16 protein-coding genes and 1 riboswitch are annotated in these 17,668 nt (G+C 37.6%); of the genes, 8 read left to right on the forward strand and 8 right to left on the reverse strand.

The window, feature by feature from the left end; genetic code table 11:
• Positions 1-61 precede the first annotated feature (61 nt).
• On the forward strand, positions 62-973 hold the full coding sequence (locus tag J2S74_RS17460) for an aldo/keto reductase (RefSeq protein WP_307327877.1): 912 nt from the start codon (positions 62-64) through the stop codon (positions 971-973).
• 143 nt (positions 974-1,116) lie between these two features.
• On the opposite strand, the gene J2S74_RS17465 is transcribed toward J2S74_RS17460, so the two are convergent.
• Positions 1,117-1,734, reverse strand: a complete 618-nt coding sequence (locus J2S74_RS17465) for a TlpA disulfide reductase family protein (protein ID WP_307327881.1) — start codon at positions 1,732-1,734, stop codon at positions 1,117-1,119.
• Between the two features lie 298 nt (positions 1,735-2,032).
• Between J2S74_RS17465 and uppP the strand changes: the two genes are divergently transcribed.
• From uppP to J2S74_RS17490, 5 genes are all read left to right on the forward strand, one after another.
• On the forward strand, positions 2,033-2,866 hold the full coding sequence (uppP, locus tag J2S74_RS17470) for an undecaprenyl-diphosphatase UppP (RefSeq protein ID WP_307328182.1): 834 nt from the start codon (positions 2,033-2,035) through the stop codon (positions 2,864-2,866).
• Between the two features lie 208 nt (positions 2,867-3,074).
• Complete coding sequence (locus J2S74_RS17475; RefSeq protein WP_307327884.1) at positions 3,075-4,103, forward strand: permease; 1,029 nt, start codon at positions 3,075-3,077, stop codon at positions 4,101-4,103.
• A 16-nt stretch (positions 4,104-4,119) separates the two neighbouring features.
• Complete coding sequence (locus J2S74_RS17480) at positions 4,120-5,085, forward strand: TIGR03943 family putative permease subunit (RefSeq protein ID WP_307327887.1); 966 nt, start codon at positions 4,120-4,122, stop codon at positions 5,083-5,085.
• Positions 5,086-5,384: 299 nt separating this feature from the next.
• Positions 5,385-5,486: riboswitch (purine riboswitch) on the forward strand.
• 156 nt (positions 5,487-5,642) lie between these two features.
• Positions 5,643-6,242: a xanthine phosphoribosyltransferase gene (locus J2S74_RS17485; RefSeq protein ID WP_307327890.1), complete on the forward strand. Its 600-nt coding sequence runs from the start codon at positions 5,643-5,645 to the stop codon at positions 6,240-6,242.
• Positions 6,243-6,532: 290 nt separating this feature from the next.
• The gene (locus tag J2S74_RS17490) at positions 6,533-7,846 is read left to right on the forward strand and encodes an NCS2 family permease (protein ID WP_307327893.1); all 1,314 of its coding nucleotides are present in this window, start codon (positions 6,533-6,535) and stop codon (positions 7,844-7,846) included.
• Between the two features lie 187 nt (positions 7,847-8,033).
• Here J2S74_RS17490 and J2S74_RS17495 read toward each other — a convergent pair whose 3' ends face one another.
• The 5 genes from J2S74_RS17495 to J2S74_RS17515 form a co-directional block, all read right to left on the reverse strand.
• Entirely contained in the window at positions 8,034-8,777 is a 744-nt protein-coding gene (locus J2S74_RS17495; RefSeq protein WP_307327896.1) for an SDR family NAD(P)-dependent oxidoreductase, read from the reverse strand.
• 64 nt (positions 8,778-8,841) lie between these two features.
• On the reverse strand, positions 8,842-10,317 hold the full coding sequence (locus J2S74_RS17500; protein ID WP_307327898.1) for a phytoene desaturase family protein: 1,476 nt from the start codon (positions 10,315-10,317) through the stop codon (positions 8,842-8,844).
• A 208-nt stretch (positions 10,318-10,525) separates the two neighbouring features.
• Positions 10,526-12,373, reverse strand: coding sequence for an asparagine synthase (glutamine-hydrolyzing) (gene asnB / locus J2S74_RS17505; RefSeq protein WP_307327901.1), 1,848 nt, complete (start codon positions 12,371-12,373; stop codon positions 10,526-10,528).
• A gap of 208 nt (positions 12,374-12,581) precedes the next feature.
• Positions 12,582-13,052 carry a low molecular weight protein-tyrosine-phosphatase gene (locus J2S74_RS17510; RefSeq protein ID WP_307328185.1) on the reverse strand — a complete coding sequence of 157 codons (471 nt, stop codon included), beginning with the start codon at positions 13,050-13,052 and terminating at the stop codon, positions 12,582-12,584.
• Between the two features lie 254 nt (positions 13,053-13,306).
• On the reverse strand, positions 13,307-13,588 hold the full coding sequence (locus tag J2S74_RS17515; RefSeq protein ID WP_307327903.1) for a hypothetical protein: 282 nt from the start codon (positions 13,586-13,588) through the stop codon (positions 13,307-13,309).
• Between the two features lie 234 nt (positions 13,589-13,822).
• Here J2S74_RS17515 and J2S74_RS17520 point away from each other — a divergent pair, with 234 nt between their 5' ends.
• The gene (locus J2S74_RS17520; protein ID WP_307327905.1) at positions 13,823-14,170 is read left to right on the forward strand and encodes a YolD-like family protein; all 348 of its coding nucleotides are present in this window, start codon (positions 13,823-13,825) and stop codon (positions 14,168-14,170) included.
• A 151-nt stretch (positions 14,171-14,321) separates the two neighbouring features.
• Here the strand turns inward: J2S74_RS17520 and J2S74_RS17525 are convergent, their stop codons facing one another.
• Both J2S74_RS17525 and J2S74_RS17530 read right to left on the reverse strand, forming a co-directional pair.
• Positions 14,322-15,596: a Y-family DNA polymerase gene (locus tag J2S74_RS17525; RefSeq protein WP_307327906.1), complete on the reverse strand. Its 1,275-nt coding sequence runs from the start codon at positions 15,594-15,596 to the stop codon at positions 14,322-14,324.
• Between the two features lie 137 nt (positions 15,597-15,733).
• On the reverse strand, positions 15,734-16,510 hold the full coding sequence (locus tag J2S74_RS17530; RefSeq protein WP_307327909.1) for an SDR family NAD(P)-dependent oxidoreductase: 777 nt from the start codon (positions 16,508-16,510) through the stop codon (positions 15,734-15,736).
• A 227-nt stretch (positions 16,511-16,737) separates the two neighbouring features.
• Between J2S74_RS17530 and proC the strand changes: the two genes are divergently transcribed.
• A complete protein-coding gene (proC, locus tag J2S74_RS17535; protein WP_307327912.1) occupies positions 16,738-17,595 on the forward strand; it encodes a pyrroline-5-carboxylate reductase in 858 nt (285 codons plus the stop codon).
• Positions 17,596-17,668: the final 73 nt, after the last annotated feature.

Genomic DNA, 17,668 nt, shown 5'->3' on the forward strand with positions numbered 1-17,668 from the left:
TTTGTGGGATTACATATTGATTGATACTATCTATATATAGTCCTTTAGTGAGGTGTTTATTGTGAAAAAAAACAAATTAGGTCATTCTGAATTGTATGTCTCAGAGCTGGGTTTTGGCTGTATGTCATTAGGTAACAATCATCAAATAAATGAACGGATGATTCACGAAGCCATAGACCATGGTATCAATTTTTTCGATACAGCTGATTTATACGATAAAGGAATGAATGAAAAATCATTAGGCTTAGCTTTAAGGGAGAAAAGGAAGGATGTGATCATCGCTACCAAAGGTGGAAACGAATGGGGCGAAGGAATCGATGGGTGGCGTTGGAACCCATCAAAGGAATATTTAAAGGGAGCAGTGAAACAATCATTAATACGCTTAGGAACAGATTATATTGATTTGTATCAGTTACACGGTGGTACGATTGAAGACCCTGTTGATGAAACGATTGAGGCATTTGAAGATTTAGTCCAAGAAGGAGTTATCCGCAATTACGGTATATCTTCTATTCGACCAAACGTCATTAAAGCTTATTTAGAAAAATCTAATATCACTAGTATAATGATGCAGTATAGCCTGTTGGATCGGAGACCAGAAGAATGGTTTGATGTTATTGGTAACCACCATGTTTCTGTTATTGCAAGGGGGCCTGTTGCGAAAGGCATACTCTCCAATGATTATGAACGGAAGATAACGTCAAAGGGTTATTTGGATTATACAGAAATTGAACTAAGGGAAACGGTTGATGAGATCCTTCATTACATAAGTGAGAATGGTCACCCGTTGCAGCAGGTGGCCCTAAGATATGTAATGGATAACCCAATCGTAGCAACAGCCATTCCCGGAGCAAGCCGCCTAGATCAATTAATGGAGAATATAGATGTTGCCAATATTCCTTCCCTTCCAGAACATTTAACTGCTAAATTACGGAAAGTAACCAAACAATCGAAATATTCAAATCATAGATAAGGAAAGAGGCTGGGACAAAAGCGTTTTGTCAATGAGAATTCCGAACAAAGCATATAAATCGCTTCGGAAATATACTTCGCTACAATAATACATTGTTCGTATTTTCATCTAAACACTTTAGTTATGTCCCAGCCTCTATTTGTTTAGTAGTTTTCTCTTGCTTTAATATAATAGTTCTTTAGCAATTCATAATTGACATACCCTTGATGTCGCTCCACAATCCTTCCATCAGGGGCAATAATGAGCGTCATAGGAATAGCCATTACTTGATAGCCAAAGCCTACTTCTCCCCTTTCATCTAACAAGGTAGGAAAAGGAATTTGAAAATCTTCAATGAATTGAGCAACTACTTCTAGATTTCTTTCTTGTGTAGTCATATTAACTCCGAGCACTTGTACATTTTCCCCTTCGTACTCTTCATGAAATTGGATTAAATAGGGCATTTCATCCCTGCACGGCGGACACCATGAAGCCCACATATTTACCACTACAAAGTTACCGTTATGGTCTGATAAACTCACCTTTTCATTCTCCCCCCATATAGGAAGGGTAAAGTCCAATGCAAGATCTCCAGGTAGAATACCTTTCTTATCTAAATCATTAGTATTGTTTTTTTCGGTTGTTAGGTAGTTTTGACTTAAAAATAAATTTAAACCCATTGTTTCAACCTGGTCATTATTTAGTTTATCGAAAAATACATAGGTCACTATACTTATAGCACCAAGCAAAATAATAAACGTGGTTAATTTATTCTCCTTCATATGAAATCCCCCCATCTTCCTTAGTATAATGGGTTTTGACAGAAAGGAAATGGAATATATAAAATGTCACAATGTGTTCATGATTTTCTAAACATGTCCTTTATTTAAGTATAGAATGTTTTTAGAGAGCTTGGTCTAGATTGAATTCTTTGTACATACTTTGTAAGGATTAAACTTCTTTAAAAAAGATTTCCACTGGAAATAAATTTTGATAGAATAGAAAAGACCGTTTCTAGCAATTGGAAATATGATCTGAAGTTACTTGAATAAATTACATACGGAAGAAAGGAAGATTTTTGTGACTTTGTTTGAAGCAATCATTTTCGGTATTGTACAAGGTATTACTGAATTTTTACCCATCTCCAGTACAGCCCATATTGTTATAACCCAACTTATTTTCGGATATACCTTTCCAGGCTTATCATTTGAAATATTTCTACACCTTGCCTCAGTCCTTGCTGTAATGATTTATTTCTGGCGTGATCTATTAAATGTTATAACTGGATTCTTTAAATATATTGCAAAGAGAAATAGAGAAGATCGTACCCAATTCTTTTTTGGAATTTACATCTTAATTGCCACTGCCATTACCGGGGTTTTAGGAAAATTATTAACGGACGTGACTGCAGATTCTATAAAAACACCACCTTTTATTGCAGGAGCGTTAGTGGTAACCGGACTATCTTTAATCTTTATTGAACGTTTTCATCGTGTAGGAAATAAAACAGAAGATACGATGACATTCTGGGATTCTATCATTGTTGGATTAGGCCAAACATTAGCTGTTATCCCTGGAATTTCCCGCTCAGGTGCTACATTAGTTGTAGCATTATTAGCTGGATTAAACCGAGATACAGCAGTACGCTACTCCTTTCTTTTAGCTATCCCTGTTATCCTTGGTTCAACTGTCCTGGCATTGGATGACTTCTCCATGACAATGGTTGATTACATCGGGCCGTTTAATTTATTCATTTCCTTTATTGTTACATTTGTTTTTTCTTTAATAGGGATAATATGGTTAATAAACTTCTTGAAACAAAGTAAATTAATCTACTTTGCCATTTACTGCTTTATTTTGGCAATTCTAGTTTATACTTTCATCGATCCTAGCACTGTTATGGATGTTGGATAAAGTAGTAAATATGGAGTAGAAGAGGGTGACTCAAAGGTAAAAAACTACCTTTTAAGTCACCCTTCATCTTTTTTTCATTCATGTAACAATTCTATTGCAGCAATTTACTGTCGTCGTTTTCTTTGATAAAATTATCAACGATGTAAAAATTACTTATAGTCTATTTTCTAGGATTTTAATAGATTACATGATTAATGGGAGATAAAATATGCAAACTACTAGAAAATTTATTGGAAAAGATCTACTTGGTTTTGGTCTATTACTAGTATTTTTAATACTATTTCTTATAAGTGATCAATTAAATGAAAACGAGCAATTAAATAACATTTCCGCCGATTGGATTAATGTCAATACGATCTTTTTAAGTATTGTATTGGAAGCTGTTCCCTTTATATTATTGGGGGTATTTGTATCCTCTTTAATTCAAATATATGTATCAGAGGAAACAATTCAACGCTTTTTACCGAAAAACGCCATAGCTGCTTTATTTCCTGCAGCTATGCTTGGGGCAATCCTTCCATTCTGTGAATGTGCTATTGTTCCTGTAGTAAGGCGCTTAATTAAAAAAGGAATGCCCCTTCATGTTGGAGTGGTCTTTTTGGTTGCAGCACCAATATTAAATCCTATCGTTTTTGCCTCCACATTTTATGCATTCCGAAGTGAACCTACGAATACAATATTGTATTCAAGAATGGGACTTGCATTTGTTTTAGCAATAATTATCGGAGCAATACTTTACGGATTCTTTAAAAACAACGCCCAGCAATTGCGTGGTGATACACATGGACATATTCATGTTCATGAGCACTCTCATAACAAAACTGGTTTTTTTGCTCGAATAAAACAAACCTTCTATCATGCTGTTGATGAATTTTTCTTAATGGGAAAATATTTGATCATGGGTGCTTTTATTGCAGCGCTGTTTCAAACTTTCCTTGATCGTTCCGTCTTAACAGCTATTGGTTCAAATGACTACTCTTCCACAATTGTCATGATGGTGTTTGCCTATCTATTGTCTTTATGCTCTGAGGCAGATGCCTTTGTAGCATCATCGTTTGGCAGTCAATTTACGGATATGTCTATCGTAGCATTTCTTGTTTATGGTCCAATGTTAGATTTAAAGAATACGTTTATGTTATTTGCTTTCTTTAAGGCTAGATTTGTGATTATCTTTATGATTACCGTTACTATCGTTGTATTCACTGCCGTGTTAGTTCTCTTCGGATTAATTTTATAGTAGGAGGTTCGTTTTTATGAAGTCTTATGACCACTCATTCCATGCCTATATTCAAGGTATTATTTTAATTGGTTTCGCCTTACTGATGCTTTGGTTGGTACTGTCTGGAAATATTGTATTTTATATTGCACCTATGATGATGCCATTTATCTACTTTGCAATGATTACCTTTTTTGTGTTAGGGATTATGCAAATTTTTCGCAGTACCTCGAAAGATGGTGAAGGTGAGCATCAATGCAGCTGTGAAAGCGATCATCAAATAAAGGGGCCAGCTTGGGTTAAAGTATTGATTTATAGCATTTTTATTTTCCCCATTATCTTTGGTTTTGTTCTACCAGACCGCATGTTAAACAGTGAAGCAGCGGCTAACAGGGGGATTCAGTACGGCTCCGGCTTAAATATCAACACCACACAAGATGGAACTCAAGGTATATCATCTGAAGAAGGGAGTACGTCACGTGCAGATGCGTTTTTAGAAGACCCGGAATCTTACTACGATAATAATTTTGGACAGGACGACGATGATATAGAACATTTCCAAATTGAAGATTTTTACGACCAGGATTGGTTTAATGAATTTTACGAGGAATTTGCATATGAACTAGAACAGGAAGACGTTATTACTGTAACAGAAGAGAATTATTTAGATGTTATGACTGTATTAGACCTCTACTTAGATCGTTTCGTTGGAAAGGAAATAGAAATCATTGGGTTTGCTTTTAGAGAACCTGATTTTGAAGATCATCAAATCGTTATAGCACGCTTCGCCATGACTTGTTGTACAGCAGATGTAGGCGTTTATGGAACATTAATAGAATCGGACGAAGCCCATTATTTTGATGACGATACTTGGCTTTATGCGAAGGGTACCATAACTAAAGGACAATATCATGACTTTGTTTTACCAATTATAGTTGATAGTTATCTAGTTGAAGTAGATCAACCAGATACACCATATGTTTATCCTAGCTTTAACCGATAGTCTCTATTAAAGAATAGTGTTGATTTTTATTCACTGTTGATTGTAGCGTAAGATACGAGCTGTCTCTTCCTCTGCTAGCGAAAATCAACAACAACGTTCAACATAGCCAATCGATAAAAAGGGGACCCCAAAAGGTATGCTTTTAACCTTTTGGGGTCCCCTTTATTTACAATTTACGGAAAAAACACAACATACAAATTGTTAAACACGGAAAATACGAACGTTTGAAATCCCCTTGCAAATTTTGTTCGGAAAATCAGTTCACACATGCAATATTTTATGCTATAATCAATTCTGTCCTTATAATTTAATAATTTACTCGTATAACTGTGGGAATATGGCTCACAAGTCTCTACCAAACTACCATAAATAGTTTGACTACGAGTGTATGATATCTCGAATGTGACTTTAGCAAAAAAGCTTGAACTACTTTTTTGTATATTTGGCACCCTCAATAATGGAACTCGAGTTAATCGTTCACTTGTATGAGACATATACGTGTACGATTAACTCGAGTTTTTTGTTATAACAATCGAATGAGCAGGAGGATTTTGAAAATGAAACTTCTCGAAAACTATATTACACAACACGGTACAGTTATATCTGATGGCGTTTTAAAGGTGGATTCATTTCTAAACCATGTTATCGATCCAAAACTAATGCAGGAAATTGGAAAGGAATTTGCAAAGAGATTTCAAGATGAACAAATTACAAAAATAATTACACTAGAGTCCTCTGGAATTGCTCCTGCATTAATGACAGCCTTAGAGCTTGATTGTGACATCATATTTGCTAGAAAAAGGAAGTCCCTTACGATGATCGACCAACTGTATACAACAACTGTTTATTCCTTTACGAAAGAGCAGTCTAATGAAATTTCCATTTCGAAAGATTTCCTTTCCCAGGATGACCGAGTTTTAATCATAGATGACTTTCTTGCAAATGGGCAGGCGGCCCTTGGGTTAGCAGACTTAGCAAATCAGGCCGGTGCTACCATTGCCGGTATCGGTATTGTCATTGAAAAATCCTTCCAACCAGGGCGTGAAAAGCTTCTTGAAGCGGGATACAGGGTTGAATCCTTAGCTCGTATTGCAGCACTAAAGGATGGGAAAGTATCTTTTGTTCGTGGAAGTAATCGTTCATTAGTTAGTTATTAATAAATTAGCTAATGTGAAAATACGAATCTGGCGGTAATTCGCTGCGGTCCACTCCAAGAAAAAGCCAATAAATTTAAAGGAGATAAGATTATGTCTGAAAAAACAATTCATTATTCGTGGTTTAAAAAGGAAGATACAGATGCATTTTTTGCTCTTTTTCAAAATAACTTGGCAAACTTTGTTATTATTACGGTTAGTTAGGTCTCGGCTTTCCAGCTAGTTTAGTATTTGGCAAGGTTATCCCTGGTGCTGCTGTAGCAGTAATATTCGGAAATCTATATTACGCCTATATGGCCAATCGATTAGCTAAGAAAGAAAACCGTACAAACGTCACTGCCCTTTCTTATGGTATCAGTACCCCTGTTATGTTTATTTTCTTGTTTGGTGTATTAGTTCCGGCTAATGCCCTAACAGGTGACCCTGAATTAGCTTGGAAAATAGCTGTCGCTGCTGCTTTTCTTAGCGGGCTTATTGAAGTTTTAGCTAGTTTTTCAGGAAAGTGGATTCAACGGAATCTCCCACGTGCCGCCATGCTTGGTGCTCTCGCTGGGGTAGCTTTAGCATTTATAGCAGGTGAAATGTTATTTAAAACGCTAGAAATGCCTGTTGTTGGTTTATTTGTTTTAGCGGTAATCTTACTCGGAATTGTTGGTAAGGTGTCTCTGCCATTCAAAATTCCTGCGTCCCTTTTTGCCATTGTTATTGGTACGATTTTAGCATTTGGGCTAGGGTATGCAGAGGTAGGTGCAATTGGTGAAGGTTTAGGTAATTTAGGCTTTTACCCAATATTACCTTCCCTAGCAGTCTTTGAAGGGTTCCAATATTTGTTCGGTGCAATGATTGCTCTATTAGCTGTTATCCTTCCCATCACCATTTATAACGCAGTAGAGACTATGAATAATGTAGAAGCCATGTCCGCTGAAGGAGACTCCTATGACGTTAGGGAATGTCAAGCAGTGGATGGTGTGGGAACAATGATCGGTGCTATTTTTGGAGGTCTATTCCCAACTACTGTTTATATTGCCTCCGTTGGTTCCAAATGGATGGGTGCAGGTCGAGGCTACAGCATTTTAAATGCAGGAGTATTTTTGTTTGCAGCTATGTTTGGAGTTATTGCAGCATTATCGGCCATTATACCTGTGGCAGTGGTAGCGCCAATTCTTGTTTATGTGGGAGTTTCTATGGTTTCCTCTGCTTTCTCTACTAACGAAAAGAAATATTATATTGCCGTAGCTATTGCTATGCTTCCATATTTTGCAAACTACTTAATGACCCGTTTTAATGGAAATAATCCGGAAATGATCGCTAACCTTTCTTCTGGAATCGTCCCATTAGGCCAAGGGGCCATGTTTACAGCAATTATTTTAGGGGCCATTACGGTTTTCCTTATTGATCAAGAGTTCCATAAAGCAGCCATCTTCTCATTCATTGCTGCAGGATTAAGCTTCATCGGATTAATGCATGCACCATCCCTGCAGTTCGGAGCTGCTACAGAATATGCCATTGGTTATGTGTTAATCGGTGTTTTCTTTGGAGCATATTGGCTAAAGGATGTTCGAGTGGCTTCAGAAGAAAAAACAAAGACGAAAGCAGAAGCAGCGTAAAGGAATTTGAAATATAAAGAGTAATGAGGCTGGGACATAACTAAAGTGTTTAACTGGAAATACGAACAATATACTACCTTAGCGAAGTATATTTCCGAAGCGATTTTTATATGCACCAACTATAATCTCTATTTCGTTCGGATTTCTTATTGATAAAACACTTTTGTCCAAGCCTCTTTTAGCATTATTAGTGATGGTAAATCATTTTTCTAGTCATACCTCCATCAACGACAAGGTTCTCCCCTGTAATGAAATCATTTTCTGGATCACTTAAAAAGAAACACGCCCTAACAATATCCTCTGGCTTCCCTACCCTGCCCGACAAATGCTGTTCATGATCTACGTGACGAAGCTCATCATAATTCCCCGTTTCAATCCATCCTGGGCTTATAGCATTAACACGTATTTTCTTTGGTGCTAAACTCGCTGCCAATGCATGGGTTAAAGCAACAATTCCCCCTTTAGAGGCTGCATAAGCTTCTGAATTTGGCTCTGACATTATAGCTCTCGTGGAGGATATATTTACAATTGCTCCCCCTTCTTCCATAAGTTTTGACCCATACTTGGAAAACATATAAGCACTACTTAAATTTGTATGTAAAATCCTTTCCCATTGGGAAAACTCTAACTCTTCAAGGGGGGGAAAAGTGGAAATTCCAGCATTATTAATGATGACATGAAGTTTATTTGTTTCCCCTTTAACTTTTTCCAAGGCTTGTAATACGTCCTTTTCCCGTGACACATCCCCTGGAATAAATGTTGCTTTATAACCTCCCCTTTCCAGTTTCTCTGTTAATTTGTCTCCATTTTTCCTGTCTACATCAACTATGTAGACATTTGCTCCCCTTTTTGCATAGCTAGCAGCAATTGCTTTCCCAATACCATTGGCTGCTCCTGTAATAAGGACTATTTTATTATTCCAATTATTCACTTAACCCCCACCTTTCATTGTTATATTAATGAAATTATACTCTACGCTACTATGACTGTCATAATTAATGATGTGATTCCATAAGTAATTTTGCCGTAATTCTTGCCGATTCAAAAATAGTGGGTAAACCGCTTCCTGGATGCGTCCCTCCACCTACTAACCATACATTTTGGAACTCCTCAAAATCATTATGGGGTCGAAAATACATTAATTGAGAGAAATAGTGACTAAAGCTGAAATTAGCCCCTCGGAATACGAAGTGATCCTTCTCCCAGTTGTTAGGTGTTATGATTTTCTCCATTTCAATATGACTTTGGATATTGTGAACTCCTGTTTTCTTTTCTATTATTGACCAAATGAGTTGACGAAAAGTTAGCTTCTCTTCCTCCCAATCTATGTTACTAAAATTATTTGGTACTGGTACTAATATATATAAAGACGACTTCCCCTTCGGAGATCTCGTTTTATCTGTTGCAGTTGCATGTTGCAAATAAATAGACGGATCTTTCGGGACATTTCCACACTTTGTAATATCCTGCATATACTTCTTAAAGTCCTTAGAAAAAATGAAGGTATGATGATCTAATGATAAGGGATAATTAATTCCTGCATAAATCATAAAGGTAGAGCAAGTGTATTTTTTCTTTTCCAAAACCTTGTTTTTATACTTCCTCCGTTTGGAATCATCCACTAATGTCGTCATAGCGTATGCAAAATCAGCATTTAAAATAACCTCATCTCCATGAACTATCTCACCGTTGTCCAACTGTACTCCAGTAACTTGTTTATCCTTAATAATCAGTTTGTTAACACCGGAATTAGTGTAAATATTCCCACCATACTCTTTTACCACTCTAGCCATAGCTTTTGTTAATTGGTTTAAGCCTCCTATTGGGTGATGGATTCCATACTCGTGCTCAATGAACGGCAAAATACTAAAAGCTCCGGGACACTCCCATGGAGACATTCCGATATATTTTGCTTGAAAAGAAAAAGCTTGTCGTAATCGTTCATCCTTAAAATATTTTGCAGCCACTTCGTACATTGTCTTTCCCATTTCTATTTCAGGCAGTGCACGAATACTTCTACATCTCAAATAATCTATCACAGAATCATGTTTGTTTTCTAAGATTGGTAATAGGGCTTCTAGCTTTTTCCTTGTATGTTCAAAAAACCTCCGGCAATTAATTCCTTCTCCAGGAAAGAGTCGTTCAATTTGATTTTCCAATTCTTCTATATTCCTTTTTGGCCGAAAACAAAATCCATCGAATATCAATGTATAAAGGGGATCCATTTCCTTTAAATCTACGTAGTCTTTCAAATTTCTACCTGATAATTGAAAAAGTCGTTCTAAGATATGGGGCAAACAGAAAATGGTTGGTCCTAAATCAAAGGAAAAATCCCCCATTTGAAGGGAAGAAGTTCTCCCACCGATATATGGCTGTTTCTCATATAGTTCGATTGTATATCCTTGTGCAGAAAGGAGCATTGCGGCAGCTAACCCCCCTGGCCCTCCCCCAACTATAATAATCTTCTGCATTTTCATGAACCTCATCCTTCTCCATCAAAGGTAGCATTAGTATTATGAACAAGATGCTTTATTAATACTATTAAACATAAAAAAAAGGATACAAAGGTATGTTTCTTAACCTTTGTATCCCCCTCGGTGAATTACTTCCTAAATGATGTACTCTTTTTAATGTTGCCACCTTAGCTCCCGCTCACCGGGGTCTGCAACCGAAACTTTCTTAATTATTTATGTTCACTTTATACTTCTTTAACCATGTATCCACTTGAATTAGATGGGCCATTAGCTGGGGGCCTGTCATCAATTGACCAAAATAGGGTCTCTTAAAGGATGCTCCTTTTGTTTCCACTAATCTCTGTAAGGCATTACGATCGAATAGATCAAAGAGTGGCGACTCCCCTTCTTTTACTATTTTCTCTAACCCTTCTGTAACCAGCCTTGTATAGACAGGGTGATGCGTTTTCGGATAAGGGCTCTTCTTACGATAAAGGACTTCATCTGGTAATATTCCCTCTAAAGCCTTTCTAAGGATCCCCTTTTCTCTCCCATTATACATTTTCATTTCCCAAGGGATATTCCAAACATATTCCACTAGACGATGATCTGCAAATGGAACACGGACCTCTAAGCTTGCAGCCATACTCATTCTATCTTTTCTGTCTAACAATGTTGTCATAAACCAAATCATATTGACGTAGAACAGTTCTCTCCGTTTTTTCTCGGTCCCCTTTTCTCCCTCTAAGTGCGGTACCTCTTTTAATGTTTCTTGGTATCTATTTTCCACATAATCGGTTAATTGGAGACGTTTCCTCAAACTTGGTTTGAGCATCTCCTGCCGTTCCATTACTGAACTCATCCACGGAAATGTAGATTGATTCATCATCTTCTCATCATGAAACCATGGATACCCACCAAAAATCTCATCAGCACATTCACCTGAAAGGCCTACGGTTACATCCTTCTTTATTTGTTTGCAAAACCATAGTAATGAGGAATCAATATCAGCCATACCAGGAAGATCTCTAGCTGTCACAGCATTTTCCAAATAATCATATAGGTACTCATTGGATATAACACAAGGATGATGTTTTGTGTGAAAGGCTCTATGCATTTTTTCGATCCAAGGTCCATCAGAGTTAGGTTGAAACTTACTGGCTTTAAAATATTGGTCATTTTCCTCGTAATCGATGGAATAGGTTTTCAGTGCCCCTCTCCCATTTTCCTGAAAATAGTTAGAAGCAATTGCTGTAATAGCACTTGAGTCTACTCCTCCAGAAAGGAACGTACAAACAGGTACATCGGCAACAAGTTGTCTTTGAACGGTATCCACAAATAACGATTGTACTTTCTCTGCAGTCTCTTCAAGGGAGTCCTTATGTTCATGACTTTTAACCTGCCAATAACGTTTTATTTTGACTCCCTCTTTAGAGATTGTCATCCAATGAGCCGGGCGAAGCTCCTCCATCCCCTTGTAAACACCATGTCCCGGAGTCCTTGATGGACTTAGACCGAGAACCTCCCTTAATCCGTTGTCATTAATTATCGTATCCACTTCTGGATGGCAAAGGATAGACTTCATTTCCGATCCAAACAACAGCCCTTCTCCAAGCTTGTAAAAAAATATAGGCTTTACTCCAAGTCGATCTCTTCCAATAAATACTTGGTCCTTCTCTTCATCCCAAATAGCAAAAGCATAAATACCGTTTAACCTTTTTACACAATCTTCCCGCCAATGTATATAAGCAATTAATAATACTTCCGTATCGGAATGAGATTGAAAGGTATATCCCTTTTGTATTAATTCTTTACGGACATCCTCTGTATTGTAAAGCTCACCGTTATAGCAAATGCTAAAAGTCCTTCCTTGATGCTTTCGAACCATTGGCTGAGCTCCACCTTTTGGATCCACAACAATAAGTCGAGTATGACCGAATACGACGTCGTTATTTCCCCAAGTATTTGTGTCGTCCGGCCCCCTAAGTTGAAGGGTCTTTGCCATGCTTTTCAATGTACTTGCTTCATGCTGTAAGGGGCGATGGAAATCAACCCAACCAGTGATTCCACACATAAAATTATCTCCCTCTTTCAATTAGAATTCATTTATAGGTAATTACACTCTTTAATATGCTATTCACCCCCCTTTGTCCAATGTACCTAATACCTATACTAATAGCGTTTTTTAGTAAAAAAAGTCCGTCAGATTTTCTGACAGACTTTTACGGTACAACTTTTCAGTTCTTTTCCCAAAGTATGTTTTTAGGGCTATTTGCCGATCACTAAATTTCTTCTTTTTCCTTTATGTAAGCTAAGAGTTTCTCACAGCCCTCATCTACAAGTTCATACACTTCATTAAAATTCCCTGTAAAATAAGGGTCCGGTACATCTACGATCGTTGAATTAGGAATAAAATCTAAAAGGCGAGCCATTTCTCCCGTTTGTTCATGTCCCTTTAATTTGTGAAGGTTTCCCATATTAGAAGCATCCATTGCAATAATATAGTTATAGTCTTTTAAGTCTTTTGCTTCCACCTGCCTAGCAGTTATTCCTTCATGCTCTATATAATTTTCATCTAAAATTTTCAAAGTACCTTCATGTGGACGATTTCCCACATGCCAATCCCCTGTTCCTGCTGAATCTACTGAAATTTTATGATCTAACCCTTGTTCCTTTACCTTTTGGCGAAAAATAGCTTCCGCCATTGGTGAGCGGCATATATTCCCTAGACAAACAAACAAAACCTTAATCAACATTACTCTCTCCTTTGCACACGGTCATTCTTTACTCATTATAGCCTTTGAAAATGGTGTGCACAACTTACACTATCCAAAATGATAAAGAGGCTGGGACAAAAGTATTTTACTAATAAGAAATCCGAATAAACTTGATGTAGGTGCAATCTACCCGCTTCGGAAATATACTTCCCTAAGGTAGTGTATTGTTCGTATTTCCGATTAAACACTTTAGTTATGTCCTAGCCTCTTCTCGTGTTAAAGTCTCAGATTTATTTTAAAAGATGGCTGTAATTCTCTCTAATATCAAATAGGATTTCTTCTACTGAATTAAAATTCTCCCCTACACGATATGTTTTCTTACTTGTTAAGGAATCTCCTGAACATCCAGCTAAGATTTGTACGAATTCCTCTGGGTCACATTCCTTTTCCTGCAGGTTGCTGCCTTCTCCTACACAATCTAAATTATCAAATCGTTCGTAAAGAACTACTACGTTTTGACTTGTTTCCTCCACCATTAGTTCTTTTGACTCCACTAGGTCTTTAACTATCATGACCAACGCCCTTTCTTCTTTTGAAATTTGTTTTTGTGAAACAAACCATGCTCAAAATATATCACTAACTATACACCTTTTAAAGTATCTTTTGGTGAAGAAATTGTGACTATAATTTTACAGTTACGTAAACTCCTGTTCCAAAAGTTTAACAAATTTTTTCTTGTTAACTTTTTAACTTCAGGGTACAATAAATGACGAACACACGTTCTATAAAATTATGAGGTGAAGAAAATGAATCGTGACCGGGGTGTAATTAAGTGGACATCCATGATGCTTCCAGAGCATGTTCAACAACTAAAGGAAATGACGGCTAAACATAAGAAAAAGGCTCCTCCCCAACTGGATGAGCAGGTATTAGAGGAATGGAGTCGGCTTTTAGGAGAGGCTTATTACCATGATTTAGCCCTTTCCATTACCATTATCGATCATGGAAAAGAGGAGACTGTGCAAGGCTTTGTTTATCGAATTGACCAGCTTCAGCGATCCCTCACCTTAGAGTTGAAAGACTCTCGTTTTCAACGAAGAAGCATTCCTTTTCAAGACATTATTCAAATTTCAGTAGATGATGAGGCAGTTTAATTAAGGAGCTACCCTTTCCGAAGAGTAATATATGTAACAAAGCCCGTAGTTATTACCAAAGTCTCGTTTTCAGACCCTTTGAGTAACTAGCGGGCTTTCTTCTTACCCAAATCTTTATTTCTTATTTCACACAAGTAAACTTGACATCCTTCTATTTTTTATGGCCCCCAACAAGGGTGTTCCTATGTCTTGCTGTACCACCTGCTGCATAGGAAACTGCCCGCAGTATGGCATTGGAGCCGTGTTTTCGCCGAATATCATCCATTACGTAGCCAAGGGTCCGCTGCTTCGGCCTAGTTTGACCTCTATCAAATAAACTCAATTGCATACAGGAATCATCACAAATATTAGCTAGGGCAACAGAAATTCTCCGGACCACACTCCCATCGTAATTCCTTTCCATTAACTTCAAACATGCTTCGTAAATTTCCAATGTAATGTTGGTTGGTTCTTCAATAGTAAGCTGACGGTGAAAACCAGAATGTCCAGCCTCTTTACTATAGCCTACTCCAAGGCAAATCGTTTGCCCTGCTTTATTTACCTTTCTTGCCCGTCCTGCCACCTCTTCACACATCTCTAAAATAACTTGCTTAATTTCCTTTTCATCGTCATAATCCCTTAATAAAATTTGACTTTTACCATAGCTGATTTGCCCGCTTAAAATGGGTGCCCCCACTTCGGAAAAATCAATTCCCCAAGCGTGATAATACAGTTGGTTGCCCATTACTCCAAAAGCCTTTTCTAATTTCTCAAGTGGATAACTTGCAAGCTGGCCTATAGAAAAAATCCCCATACGTTGCAAGCGCTTCTCCACTCGTGATCCAATTCCCCACATTTTTTGGAGGGGAGTAATGGGCCATAGCTTTGTTTTTACATCATCATAAGTCCATTTGGCGATACCGCTTTTCCTGGTCTTTGCTTCAATATCGAGACCTACTTTTGACATTAACATATTTGGGCCAATGCCGATGGCACAGGAGAGGCCAAATCGTTTATACATATCATCACTAATTCGTTTAGCTAATTCCCAATCACTCCCCCATAACCTTTCTGTTCCGTGAATATCAAGGAAGCTTTCATCCACGCTGTATGTATGGATTGCCTCCATAGGTACATATTGATGAAATAACTCAGTGACTTGGACAGAAATATTTAAATAGGTCGCCATTGTTGCATTTACTAAATAGATCCTTGGATCCTTTGGAACCTCAAAAAGCCTGTTTCCTGTCTTAATGCCAAAGTCTTTTTTTAAGGCTGGTGTTGCGGCAAGAATGACACTCCCCTCCCTCGTAGTGTCTCCCACAACAGCTAGATGAGTAGTAAGTGGGTCAAGACCACTGGCCACTGCAGCACAGCTTGCATAAAAGCTTTTCATATCTACACAAAGAATCGTTCTCTTTGGTAAAGAGTCATAATCTAAATTCATAAGCCTAGCTCCCTTCCGTAAAGAACGTTTGTTCGATTGTGATTTTATTATATGCACCTAACAATAATTATTCAACTGGAAATTAAAACAAAAAAGAGTGACTTGAGGGTTTATTCCAACCTTAAGCCACTCCATTACTACTTTTTGCTCAACTGACTTCCTGCAATTCTCTCCACAACACCTGGGAATAGTTGATATATCTTTGTGCCAATCCCCATCCATTTAGGTAAGTTTAATTCTCTTTTAGGCCTTTTAATTAAATCAATAGTTCGGGCAGCAACTATTTCTGGGTCGAGCATAAACCTTTCTACATTTTTACGATATTGTCCCGTCTCATCTGCAGTATCAAAAAAAGGTGTTCGGATGGGACCAGGATTAACAGTACTCACCTGTATGCCTGTCCCTCCTAATTCCATCCGAAGACTATTGGCATACCCTAATAGTGCATGCTTTGTGGCAGAATAGATACTGGATTTAGGCGTAGCTAGCTTTCCTGCTTGTGACGCAATAAATATAATGTGGCCGGAATTTCTCTCCATCATTTTTGGCAGGACTGCTTTGGTGCAAGCCACAGCCCCAAATACATTAACTTGAAACATGGATTTAGCTATTTCCATTGATGATTCATGGGCTAGTTCAAAAACGGCAAATCCAGCATTATTAATCAGTACATCTATAGGACCTATAGTCTCTATAATCTCCGCAAAGGTAGTTTCTATCCCTTGTTGATCCGTTACATCTAGCTGAAAGATATATGGAGAAACACCCGTATCCTTTTTAATTTGATCTGCACTTTTCATAAGCTTGTCATAAGAACGGGCAAGCATAATCGGTGTCCAGCCCCGGTTCGCTGTTTCAAAAGCCATTTTTTCTCCTATACCACTGGAAGCACCAGTAATAACCACGGAAGTCATATCATCATTCGTCCTTTCTGATCATAACTAATTACCTATTTTCATTATAATAACAGAATCTAAAAAAAACATCTGAACATGGGCTTTTCACTATTTTTTATAAAATATATTGACAGATTAGCAGATGCCTTTCATAATTAGTAACATTTAATACTTGTGCGTTCGTCTCTGCCAATAACTCATGAGACGGTTAAATCAAATGTGAAAAAAGGAAGGAAGATACCATGATGAAAAAAATTAGTTTTATTGGTGCAGGTGCAATGGCAGAATCCCTTATAAGCGGGTGGTTAAAGAATCAATATTTAAAAGAAGATCAAATTACCGTAACTAACCGAGCTAATGATCGACGACTAAAGGAATTAACAGATTACTATGGCATAAAGAGTACCCGAAAGGGAGAAGAACTTATTTCACCAGGTACTATTGTTATCTTAGCGTGTAAACCAAAAGATTGGGCATCAGCATTGAGTCAATTTATTCCCTTTCTAGGGAAAGAAACCCCCGTTGTATCGGTGATGGCAGGGGTATCCACTTCCTCTATTGAAGCATTCATTGATAAAATAAATGTTCCCATTATTCGAACAATGCCCAATACTTCAGCAACTGTTGGAGCTTCCATGACGACTATAAGCTACGGGACAGCTGTTAGTGATTCCGTAAGAAAGTCGGTAAACCAACTGTTTCAAGGAGTTGGTGAAACGGCAGAGGTGCTCGAAGAGCAAATGGACGCCATGACAGCTTTAACAGGAACTGGCCCTGCCTATATATATTATTTAATGGAAGCAATGGAATTAGCTGCAGAAAAAATGGGGATCGATAGTAAATTAGCAAAAATACTAGTATCCCAAACTTTACTTGGGGCAAGTAAAAGGGTACAAGAAAGTGAAGCGCAGCCCGCCCAATTATATAAACAAATTATGAGTCCAGGTGGAACAACGGAAGCAGGGTTTGAAGTGTTAAAGGAAAACAAGGTTCAAGAGGCCATCGTTTCTTGTATATTGAGAGCTTGGGAACGTTCTATCGAACTAGGGGAATCAACCCATAATGCAGTAACAAAGGAAAAAACAGGCTACAGAGATAAATAATCTCACTATTCACAATCTACCTTGACATATAATAATACCTTTTCAATGTAGGAATAATAGGCTATAATTAAAC

This window comes from Evansella vedderi, assembly GCF_030813435.1.
Classification (GTDB): domain Bacteria; phylum Bacillota; class Bacilli; order Bacillales; family Salisediminibacteriaceae; genus Evansella; species Evansella vedderi.

Coding starts and splice junctions, on each gene's coding strand:
- J2S74_RS17465 (WP_307327881.1), bottom strand. CDS start 1,734: ATGAAGGAGAATAAATTAACCACGTTTATTATTTTGCTTGGTGCTATA.
- J2S74_RS17515 (WP_307327903.1), bottom strand. CDS start 13,588: ATGATAGTTAAAGACCTAGTGGAGTCAAAAGAACTAATGGTGGAGGAA.
- J2S74_RS17480 (WP_307327887.1), top strand. CDS start 4,120: ATGAAGTCTTATGACCACTCATTCCATGCCTATATTCAAGGTATTATT.
- J2S74_RS17490 (WP_307327893.1), top strand. CDS start 6,533: ATGGCCAATCGATTAGCTAAGAAAGAAAACCGTACAAACGTCACTGCC.
- asnB (WP_307327901.1), bottom strand. CDS start 12,373: ATGTGTGGAATCACTGGTTGGGTTGATTTCCATCGCCCCTTACAGCAT.
- J2S74_RS17530 (WP_307327909.1), bottom strand. CDS start 16,510: ATGACTTCCGTGGTTATTACTGGTGCTTCCAGTGGTATAGGAGAAAAA.
- J2S74_RS17485 (WP_307327890.1), top strand. CDS start 5,643: ATGAAACTTCTCGAAAACTATATTACACAACACGGTACAGTTATATCT.
- J2S74_RS17500 (WP_307327898.1), bottom strand. CDS start 10,317: ATGCAGAAGATTATTATAGTTGGGGGAGGGCCAGGGGGGTTAGCTGCC.
- J2S74_RS17475 (WP_307327884.1), top strand. CDS start 3,075: ATGCAAACTACTAGAAAATTTATTGGAAAAGATCTACTTGGTTTTGGT.
- J2S74_RS17520 (WP_307327905.1), top strand. CDS start 13,823: ATGAATCGTGACCGGGGTGTAATTAAGTGGACATCCATGATGCTTCCA.
- proC (WP_307327912.1), top strand. CDS start 16,738: ATGAAAAAAATTAGTTTTATTGGTGCAGGTGCAATGGCAGAATCCCTT.
- J2S74_RS17525 (WP_307327906.1), bottom strand. CDS start 15,596: ATGAATTTAGATTATGACTCTTTACCAAAGAGAACGATTCTTTGTGTA.